Here is a 10,063-nt window from a genome sequence, read left to right on the forward strand (position 1 = left end):
AGTCACCGTCCTCCGCCGCTTCCGTCACCCCGAAAGGAGTCGTCGGGCAAGGGCCAGGGGCGCGGTCGCGGAGGCGGACGAGGTGACACCGGCGCGGTGGCCGGTGGCGCGTTCGACGGACGCGGTGCCGGTTTCGGATTCGAGCGCGGGGGCGTAACCGGCGCCGCGGAGCGCTTCGAGTGTCTCGGCGGGCGGCCGGGCACTGGCGAGGACCGTGGGGGCGATGGCGCGCAGGCCGAGGGCCTGGAGGGCGCGGTGGGCGGCGAGTTCGCGGATCAGGGCCTCGTCGTCGGAACGGATGCAGCAGGCCGTGGGCAGTACCCTCATCCGGCCGTGGGCACGGGCGGCGTCCTGGACGAGGTAGGTCAGGGGCTGCGGCAGGGGGCCCGTCGCGGACACCTCGGCAAGTGCGGCGAGCAGGCCCGGGGCTGTGTGTCCGGCGTCGAGCGCCCGGCGTACGGATGCCGGGGTGAACCGCCAGGTCACGGCATGCCCTTCGGACTCCCGGTCGGCGGCCGAGGACAGCAGGCCGGCGAGGGCCGCTGCCGGAGGCCCCGGCACGACGGCCGTCAGATCGGCCTGGAAGTGGGCCTGCTCGACGGGTGGCGGAAGCAGCTCCCGGAGGTGCGAGCGGAGAGCGTCGGGGTCCCCGGGGGACACGGCGAGCAGAGCATGGCCCAGTGGGGTCAGAGCGCCATGGGCGACGAGCGCGAGGAAGGCGGCCTCGTCCAGGATGTGCGCGGCGCGGTCCTCGGCCAGCGGCTCGCCGACGACCGCCAACGGGCGGTGCCAGGCCGCTGCGTGGAGAAGAGCGGGCAGGTCGGGCCGGTGGTCCGGCGCCCCGGACGGCCGGGACGACCCGGATGCCCCGAACCCCCCGGAGGGCTGGGACGCCCCGGATGGCCCGGACACCTCGGACGGTCGGGACAAGAGCGGCGTGCCCCCCGATGGCCGGGATGGCTGCTCATCCGCCGAGGCGCCGGCCAGGGCTTTGAGGAGCGCGTGGCGCAGCGCCGGAGCGTGCCGGTCTTCGCCGCGCACCAAGGCGGTGGGGGTTTCGCCGAACGGGGTGTACGTGGGGACGGCCCAGAGAGTGGTCCAGGCGGTGAGGACCGGCGCCAGCCGCTCGCCGGGCGCCTTGGTGAGCCATGCGTCGTACGCCCCGGTAGGCACCGCCGTGATGCCGGCGGGGGTCCGCTTCAGGGCGACGAGGTCGGCGGCGAGCACGAGGTCGAGCAGGAGGCGGGTACGGGCTTCGGACGTCCCCGCCGCCTTGGCCAGCCGTTTGATCTCGCGCAGCGCCAGGCCACCGGTCTTGCGGAGAGCGGCGGGCTGGGCGGCGAGCGCGGCGAGCAGCCGGTCCAGGATGGTGGCGAGGGCCGACGCGGCGGCCTGGGACTCGTCCCGGAGGGAGGCGGGGGCGAGCGCTTCCGAGGCGCCGGCGCTCGGCTCGGCGGCTTCCGGAGCTGCGGCTTGCGGAGTCACGGCTTCCGGAGCTGCGGCTTCCGGGAAGCGCGGGGCGGCGGGGGTGAAGGGCCCCAGGTCATGGGCGGCCAGGAGCTGCGGCGTACGCGGCGGGACCACGATGGCGCCGTCCTCGGTGGGGGCGGCGAGCCCGTCCGCGTAGAGGAGTTCCAGGGCGGTGGTGACGGCGTCGCGTGCGGGGCCGGGGTCGGCGGCGCCGAGGGCCCGGAAGGCGTCGTCCACCGGGACCGGTTCGGTGGCCAGGTCCGGGAACGACAGCCGGTGCGCCATCAACGACTGGTAGTCGGCTCCGGCCGTGGGGGCCGCGGGTACGGGGGCGGCGCTCCGGGCCAGGTCCTGGCTGATGCGGGCGGTGGCGGCGAGCACATGGAGGCGGGGGTGGTCGAGATGGAGGACGGTGTGGTGGAGGGTTTCGTACGACCAGAGGGCGCCGGCCAGCTCGCGGAGCCTGGTCGGTGCCGGCCTGCGGGACAGCGGTTCCGCATGCCGGGTGAGCAGGGCGGCCAGCTCGTCGGGGGTGCGCTGGGCGAGGGAGCGGGTGAGTGTGTCGAGACCTTCCACGGCTTTGAGGTTAGTCATCGGCCGAGCAGTGCGGTGAGGGCCCCCGCGGGGTCGGCGTCGGCGCGGCCGGTGGGCCACCAGTCCTCGGTGCCGGGGTCGGATTCGTACGGATACCAGCGGTTGTCGTGGCCGAAGCGGAGCTGGATGCCACGGGCGGGGTCGGTGAGGTGGTTGTACCGGGGCCGGAGGGCGGGGAGGCCGGCGGCGGTCAGGGCGCTGCGGGCGCGGTCGAAGTCACCGGCCGGCGGGTTCCAGGTGATGTCGAGCAGTTCCAACCCTTCGAGACCGCCCTGACGCCAGGCCGCGACGGCGCGGGCCACGTCCGTGACGGTACGGCCGGTGGCCGCGGCGAGGTCGCGGTAGAGGGCGCGGGTGGTGGAGGTCAGACCGGCGGTGGGGTGGGCGCCGGCGGCCAGTCTGATGCCGTCCTGCCAGGGTGTGAGGGCGGGGAACGGGGACCTGCCGGACACCTGCGAGAGGCTCGCCTCGGCCGGGGATGCGGGCGGGAGTCCCGGCCCGGCCGGGTACGCGAGCGGGGAGCGTGGCCTGCCGGCCTGCGGCTCCGGGGTGGTGGCCGATATGCGGCTCAGGTAGGCGTGTGCCCGGGTCGTGGCGTCGGTGGCGAGGAATTCGAGGGCGCCCGGGTCCAGCGGAAGACCGTCGGCGTCCGGGAGGGCAGGGGCATGTCCGGGCTGTGACGGGAGGGGCATGGGTGGCGGTAGAGGCGGCAGCAGCCTGTCGGCCAGAGCAGCACGGGCCGGCACTCCGCGGGGCGCGCGGACTTGCCGGACCGGCTCCGACGGCGCGGAATCCGGCGCGTACTCCGCCTCCGCGCCCTCACTCGCCCGCTTCTCCCCCACGTCTCCGGAAGCACCCGGCGCGGTGCCGGCTCTCGCTGCCCGGCCCGCGGCAGCTGCCGCCCGCGCGTCGGCGCGAGGGCCGCTGGGGGCGTCGGACAACAACGGCCCGGCAGCCGTGCCCGGCGGCGCGAGCTGCGCGCTGCGCGATTCGCGGGCGGTGAGTGTCGCGTTGCGACGGGACAGCTCGTCCAGGAGTTCGCGTTCACCGCGGCCGCGCATGAGGAGCAGGACGAAGGGGTCGGCGTCCAGCAGCCGCGCCACCTGGAAGCAGACCGCGGCGGCGTGCTTGCAGGGGTTGCCGTGGTCGGGGCAGGAGCAGCGCGGTACGAGGTCGCCCGGGCCGGGCAGCAGCCGTACGCCCGCTTCGGCGACGGCCTTCGGCAGCTTCTTGGCCAGGAGAGCGGTGAGCTGGGCCGGCTCGGCCGCCACCGAGTCCAGGAGGACGGTCCATTCGTCGTCGGCGAGCTGCTGGAGGCGGATGGCCACGTTGTACGGGCGCGGCCTGCTGCCTCGTACGGAGGCGGCGATGCGCCCGGGGGTGATGTTGATCGTGTCGACGTTGCCGTCCCGCGCGTACGTACGGCCGCGGGCGAGGCGGCCGCTGTCCAGGGCCGTGGTCTCCAGCGCGTCCAGCCAGGCGCTTCCCCACCACGACTCGGCGAACAGCCCTCGGGCGCCGGAACGCTGCGGCAGCGGCGGAAACGTCCGTGACCGGTCGGAGCGGTCCAGGTGCCCCGGCAGGTGTCCTGCCGCGAGCCCCGGGCGGCCCTGCCCGGGGCCGCGGCCGGAACGGCCGGCCGGAGGCACGTCTTCGCCCGGCGGCGGGAAGCGGTCGGCGCCGCCCCCAGGGAAGGGACGTGGGTGGCGGCTCATGCGGCCCTCCTCAGGGAGACGAGGTCGGCGAGCTGGGCGTCGGTCAGTTCGGTGAGGGCGGTCTCGCCACCGGAGAGGACGGCGTCCGCGAGGGCCCGCTTGGCGGTCAGCAGTTCCGCGATGTTGTCCTCGACCGTCCCTTCGGCGATGAGCCGGTGGACCTGGACCGGCTGGGTCTGGCCGATGCGGTAGGCCCGGTCGGTGGCCTGTTCCTCGACTGCCGGGTTCCACCACCGGTCGTAGTGGATGACATGTCCGGCCCGGGTGAGGTTGAGTCCGGTGCCGGCCGCCTTCAGCGACAGCAGGAAGACCGGTGTACGGCCCGACTGGAACCGGTCGACCATCTCCTCGCGGACCCGCACGGGCGTACCGCCGTGCAGGAGGGCGTTGCCGATGCCGCGCGCGGTGAGGTGCTTCTCCAGCAGGCGCGCCATCTCCACGTACTGCGTGAAGATCAGGGTCGCGCCGCCCTCGGCGAGGATCGTGTCGAGCAGTTCGTCCAGCAGCTCCAGCTTCCCCGAACGGGCCGTCAGGCCGGGAGCGGCCTCCTTCAGGTACTGCGCGGGGTGGTTGCAGATCTGTTTGAGGGCGGTCAGCAGCTTCATCACGAGGCCGCGGCGGGCGATGCCCTCGGCCGCTTCGATGTGGGCCAGGGTCTCGCGGACGACCGCCTCGTACAGCGCGGCCTGCTCGCGGCCCAGCGCGACCGGGTGGTCCGTCTCCGTCTTGGCCGGCAGCTCGGGGGCGATGCCAGGGTCGGACTTCTTGCGGCGCAGGATGAACGGGCGGACCAGCCGGGCGAGGCGTTCGGCGGCTTCCGGGTCCTCGCCTCCTTCGACCTCACGGGCGTACAGGGCGCGGAAGGTCTTCAGGGAGCCGAGGAGCCCGGGAGTGGTCCAGTCGAGGAGGGTCCACAGCTCGGAGAGGTTGTTCTCGACGGGGGTGCCGGTGAGGGCGATGCGCGCCGGGGCCTTGATGCCGCGCAGCGCCTTGCCCGTGGAGGACCGCGGGTTCTTCACGTGCTGCGCCTCGTCCGCGACGACCCAGGCCCAGGGGCGGGCGGCCAGGGCGGCGGCGCTGGAACGCATCGTGCCGTACGTGGTCAGGACGAAGCCGCCGGACACGTCGTCCAGGCTGCGGCCGGTGCCGTGGAAGCGGCGTACGGGCACGCCGGGGGCGAAGCGCTCGATCTCGCGCTGCCAGTTGCCGAGCAGGGAGGCCGGGCACACCACGAGGACGGGGGCGGTGGGCCGTTGGTGGAGGTGGAGGGCGATGACCGTGATGGTCTTGCCCAGGCCCATGTCGTCGGCGAGGCAGCCGCCGAGCCCGAGGGTCGTCATCCGGTCCAGCCAGGCCAGGCCGCGGAGCTGGTAGTCGCGCAGGGTCGCGTTCAGCCCGGCGGGCTGCGGCAGTACGGGAGCATCGCCGGTCAGGCGGGAGCGCAGGGCGGCGAGGGCGCCCAGGGGCACCACCTCGATCTCTTCGCCGTCCACCTCGGTGGAGCCGTTCAGCGTCGCGGCCAGGGCGTCGACCGGGTCCAGATGGCCCAGCTCACGCTTGCGGGCCTTGCGGACGAGCGCCGGGTCGACCAGCACCCACTGGTCGCGCAGCCGCACCACGGGCCGGTGGGCCTCCGCGAGAGCGTCCATCTCCGCCTCGGAGAGCGGCTGGCCGTCCAGGGCCACCTGCCAGCGGAACTGCATCAGCTTCTCGGTGTCGAAGAAACCGAATCCGTCAGCCGCGGAGCCGGGGGCCGGGCGGATGACGGCGGCCGCGGTCAGTCCGCGAGCCAGCTCCTTCGGCCAGTGCACGGCGATGCCGGCGGCGGCCAGGCGGGGCGACGCGTCGCCCAGCAGCTCGTACAGCTCCTCCTCGGCCAGCGGCAGGACGTCGGGAACCGGCCGTTCCAGGAAACGGGACAACGGGGGCCAGACGCGGGCGGCCCGGCGCAGGGCCAGGAGGGTGTCGACGCGGGCGCGCGGGCCGAAATGGTCGGGGCCCTCGCCCTCCCACAGCTGTACGGCGTCGGTGACAAGGGTGGGGTCGGTGAGGCTGTGCACCTGGAGAACGGCTGCCGCGGCGCTGCGTTCCTCCGCGGCGACATGATCCGCCGCAGCCTCGGCGGAGGTGTCGCCCTCCACCGCCCCGGGCTCCGCCCTCATGTCGAAGAGCCCGTGGGCGGCCAGATCGAGGCGCAGCGACAGCCGCACCCCGGCATCCACGCCGGCTGCCACCTCGGCAGCCCAGTCCCGCGCGCCGGGCAGGTACTGCGGCGCCGCAGCCGCGAAAGGGGCGCCGGTCAGGTATGCCGCCGCCGGCGTACGGGGCAGCGCGTCCGCCACCGCGTCCACGAGAGCCCTGACCAGCAGCGCAGGGTCGTGGAGCTGCAATGGAGTGCTGTCGGGCAGCGGAACGGCGTACCCCTCGGACGGCATGGCGGCGGCGACCGCCCGCAGGTGCGCGACATCCTCGGGCTCCAGCGGTCCGGCGCGCCACGCGTCGAGGTCCCGGTCGGTCAGTCCGGGCAGGAGGCGGCCACGCGCGGCCAGGTTCAGGGCATGCAGGACGGCCGCGCCCCAGCAGGCCGCGGCGGGATGAGCGGACGGGTCGTGCCGGGCGCGGGCCAGCAGGGGAACCGCTTCGGCGACGGGAAGAAGCACCGCGGGGACCGTACGTCTACGGGCACCGTTGCCGTGCCGCCGCGCGACCGTGAGCTCGGCGGCCTCCGCCGCACCAGTCGTCCCTGCCTCCCCTGCCGCACTGTCCGCCCCCGTCGGGCCGGGTGCCCCCGCGCCGTCCTCCGCGGCCGGGGAAGTGCTCGGAAGCGGGCCACCGTCCGGCCGCCAGAAAGCGAACCGGCCGGCCCGAGGTGGCTCGGCAGGCAGGAACACCGCGGCACAGCGAACCAACGCGGAAGCGTCCGCACTCCCCCGCTCCTCCTGCTCCTGCCGCTCCCCCCGCCCCGCGCGACCTGCGGCGCCGGCAGACCCGGCAGACGGCAGTCCGGCGGCGGTCACCCGCTGTCCCGCTGCCTCTCCGCTCTCCGCCATGCCGTCGCCTTTCCTTAGCTCACGTCGCACCCGTCGTACCCGTCGCGCCTGACTTGCCCCCGCCCCCTTTGCGGCCCCCGCTCCCGGTCCTGCCGTTCGCCGCTCGCGTCTCGGCTGTCCCACACCTCGACCTGCGAGTTTACGGTCGTCCACGCCCACCCCTCCCTTCCGCAGCCGGCCGACGACGGTGACGGACCGAAGCCGGAACCCCGCCGACAGCACCACGACCGAGCCCCGGAACCGCTCGGACCACGTGAGATCGATGGAAGCAGACGGCACTGACAACGGCCCCGCCGACGAGCCTTGGAGCGAAGTTATCCACAGGCCGCGAGAGAAATCCCACGGCCGGCTCGCGATCGGCTACCGTCGATTCCGTCGTCACACACAGTGACGAAAAAGCCACGGCGAGGGGACCCGTCATGAATCGTCCGACCACCGGCACACACCACCCGACAGCCGAGCAGACCGCCGCCACGGACGCCTTCCGCACGGGCGACCACCTCGTGATCCAGGCCGGAGCAGGCACAGGCAAGACCACGACGCTCGCGTTGCTGGCCGACTGCCCGCCCCCACGTGGACGCCCGCCGTGCGGGCAGGGCCGCTACATCGCTTTCAACAAAGCGATCGCGCGGGACGCCTCCCGGCGCTTTCCCGACCACGTCACCTGCAGTACGGCCCACGCGCTCGCGTACGCCTCCGTAGGCAAGGACTACCGGGCCCGGCTGAACGCTCCACGACAGGCGAGCTGGCGCATCGGCGCCGCCCTGGGCATCGACACCGGGATGACCGTCCGCCTCGGTGCCCGCCGGATCAGCAACAAGGCCCTGTCGTACTCGGCCCTGCGCACTGTCTCCCGGTTCTGCCAGTCCGCCGACCCGGATCTAACGGACCAGCATGTGCCCCGGCTGCGCGGAGCCGAGACGGACGTGCTGCACGGGCAGTTGTCGGAGGTCGTCCTGCCGTTCGCCCGCAAGGCCTGGGCAGACCTCCAGCATCCCGGACGGGGCACCGTGCGCTTCGAGCACGACCACTATCTGAAGATATGGGCACTCAGCGGCCCGAAGATCGCGGCGGACTTCCTTCTCCTCGACGAGGCCCAGGACACCAACCCCGTGGTCGAGCAGATCTTCACCTCGCAGCGCGGGCATGCCCAGCTGGTCATGGTCGGGGACTCCGCACAGGCCATCTACGGCTGGCGCGGAGCACGCGACGTGATGAGTGCCTTCGACGGAAGACAGCTGACCCTGTCCCGGTCCTTCCGCTTCGGCCCGGAGCTGGCCGCGGAGGCCAACCGCTGGCTGGCCATCGTCGCCGCCCCGATCCGGCTCGACGGCTCACCGTGGCTGGTCACGGAGCTGGGAAAGGTCCCCAGACCGGACGCGGTCCTGTGCCGGACCAACGTCGGAGCGATGGTGGAGGTGATACGCCAGCTCGAACAAGGCCGCCGGGTGGCACTTGCGGGTGGCGGGGGAGCGCTGGCCGCGCTGGCGCAGTCCGCGCACGACCTCCGATCGGGCCGCCGTCCGTCCCACCCCGAACTGATGCTCTTCGAGTCCTGGCAGGAGCTGCGGGAGTACGCGGGGTACGACCCGTCGGGGCGGGATCTCCAGCCCTTGGTCGAACTGGTCGACGAGCACGGAACGGAGGCCGTACTGCAAGCACTGGACCGCTTGTCGGAGGAGCAAGCGGCTGAGGTCACCGTCTCGACGGCGCACCGGGCCAAAGGGCGGGAGTGGCCGACGGTCCGGATCGCGGACGACTTCACGGGCCCGGACGACCTCGACGAACGGGACGAGCGCGGAGAGCCGCTCCCCGGGCCCGTCGACCTCGCGGAAGCGCGCCTGGCCTACGTAGCGGTCACGCGGGCCCGGGCCCGGCTGGACATCGGCGGTCTGTCATGGCTCAACAGCCACCCGGCCGGCGACCCTCACCCGAACCTGCCCAGAGGATCACCGTGAGCGCCCGGCACACCAGAGGCCGGGCACGCGGCGGGTCGCACTCGGGCCACATGACGCGGACCCCGGATCAGGAGGACCCTGGAAGATACCTCGACACCGCACGAACGGTCTGCAGAAAGCAATGCGTGAGGAGTGGTGAGTGGTGATGGGCGATGCGTACCGGTAACGAGCCTCTTCAAGCACGCAGCCCGTTGAAGATGCGCCGTGGGCTGGCCTTGTGGGGAATGCTGTGGGCCGCGGCGGGCACGGTGGCTTTCGTACTGGCCGGCAGGCCGGGGTGGGCGGCAGCGTGCGCCGTGGTGACCGCACTGGCCGCGACGGATCTGGCGATGGTGATACGGCACATCCACCAAGGGCCGCACTACCAGCCGGGAAAAGATGTGCCCCCGTACGAACCGGACCACGGCTCTGGCGCCGGGCCACCGTGCCTCAGCCCACCCGACCGCGGTCGGGGTGGCGGCCGGCCGGACGGCCGCGGCCCGGGCAACCGGGGCCGAGACCGGACGGACGCGAACGGGAACGAGGACGACAACGGGGAAGGAGGTGGCCGAGGACGAATAGGCGACGGCCGCTAGGGACGGCCTCGGGCGAGCCAGGGCTGGGTCAGGGCAGGCCAAGGCGAGTCGAGCCTTACGCCTCTTCCGAGCCTTCCGAGGGTTCGAAGCGGGCAGCCTCGATGTATTCGGGGCGGGGGTCGAGAGCCGCGGCCAGGCGGAAGTGACGCTGGGCTTCTTCCGGTCGATTGGCGCGCTGAAGGGTGCGGGCCAGGGCGAAGTGGGCGAAGGCGTTGTCCGGTTCGCGCTCCAGGACGATCTGGAATTCCAGTTCGGCCGGACGCAGTTGCGCGGCGAGGAAGAAGGCACGGGCGCGCAGCAGGCGGGCGGCGGTGTTCTCCGGGTGCGCGGCGATGACCGGGTCCAGGAGTTGCACGGCGCCGCGCGGGTCGCGGGCCGCCAGCAACTGCTCGGCGGCCCGGAAGTCGATGACGTTCGTCTCGGGGCTGCGTTCGGCCACGGCCGTCTCCTTTCCCGTGCCACGGGCCATCAGCCGCACAAGGCTCGCCGTTTCGGTACGGGCAAGCCCATGCGTCACCCGCTCGGCAGGCGTTACGTGCGGCTCAACAAGCGCGTTGCCCGTCGCATTCCCCACTCGAGCGGCCCGCAACCTGATGGCGTCAGGTGTTCGTATGGGCCGTTCGGTTGCCAGGAGGGCGGGGCACCGGGGCACTGGGGCGGCAGGGCACCGGGGCGGCGGGGCACCGGGATGGCGGGGCATC

Annotated in this window: 6 protein-coding genes; 2 read left to right on the forward strand and 4 right to left on the reverse strand. The window is 73.5% G+C overall.

Features of this window, described 5'->3' with window-relative positions; all coding sequences use genetic code 11:
• Positions 1-24: 24 nt before the first annotated feature.
• The 3 genes from JXZ78_RS38525 to JXZ78_RS38535 are packed head-to-tail and all read right to left on the reverse strand — an operon-like array spanning position 25 to position 6,829.
• Positions 25-2,064 (reverse strand): helicase-associated domain-containing protein, encoded by a 2,040-nt coding sequence (locus JXZ78_RS38525; RefSeq protein ID WP_050502907.1) that lies wholly within the window; start codon positions 2,062-2,064, stop codon positions 25-27.
• The gene (locus JXZ78_RS38530) at positions 2,061-3,779 is read right to left on the reverse strand and encodes an SWIM zinc finger family protein (RefSeq protein ID WP_030023559.1); all 1,719 of its coding nucleotides are present in this window, start codon (positions 3,777-3,779) and stop codon (positions 2,061-2,063) included. Before JXZ78_RS38530 ends, JXZ78_RS38525 begins: the two co-directional genes overlap by 4 nt.
• Positions 3,776-6,829 (reverse strand): SCO1167/SCO6262 family helicase, encoded by a 3,054-nt coding sequence (locus JXZ78_RS38535; RefSeq protein WP_275128653.1) that lies wholly within the window; start codon positions 6,827-6,829, stop codon positions 3,776-3,778. Before JXZ78_RS38535 ends, JXZ78_RS38530 begins: the two co-directional genes overlap by 4 nt.
• Positions 6,830-7,248: 419 nt before the next feature.
• Between JXZ78_RS38535 and JXZ78_RS38540 the strand changes: the two genes are divergently transcribed.
• Complete coding sequence (locus JXZ78_RS38540) at positions 7,249-8,787, forward strand: UvrD-helicase domain-containing protein (RefSeq protein WP_030023561.1); 1,539 nt, start codon at positions 7,249-7,251, stop codon at positions 8,785-8,787.
• Positions 8,788-8,984: 197 nt separating this feature from the next.
• The gene (locus JXZ78_RS41220; protein WP_372498488.1) at positions 8,985-9,362 is read left to right on the forward strand and encodes a DUF6343 family protein; all 378 of its coding nucleotides are present in this window, start codon (positions 8,985-8,987) and stop codon (positions 9,360-9,362) included.
• A gap of 55 nt (positions 9,363-9,417) precedes the next feature.
• Here JXZ78_RS41220 and JXZ78_RS38550 read toward each other — a convergent pair whose 3' ends face one another.
• The gene (locus JXZ78_RS38550) at positions 9,418-9,801 is read right to left on the reverse strand and encodes a tetratricopeptide repeat protein (RefSeq protein ID WP_030023562.1); all 384 of its coding nucleotides are present in this window, start codon (positions 9,799-9,801) and stop codon (positions 9,418-9,420) included.
• Positions 9,802-10,063 lie beyond the last annotated feature (262 nt).

Source organism: Streptomyces monomycini, from assembly GCF_022271435.1.
Lineage (GTDB): Bacteria > Actinomycetota > Actinomycetes > Streptomycetales > Streptomycetaceae > Streptomyces > Streptomyces monomycini.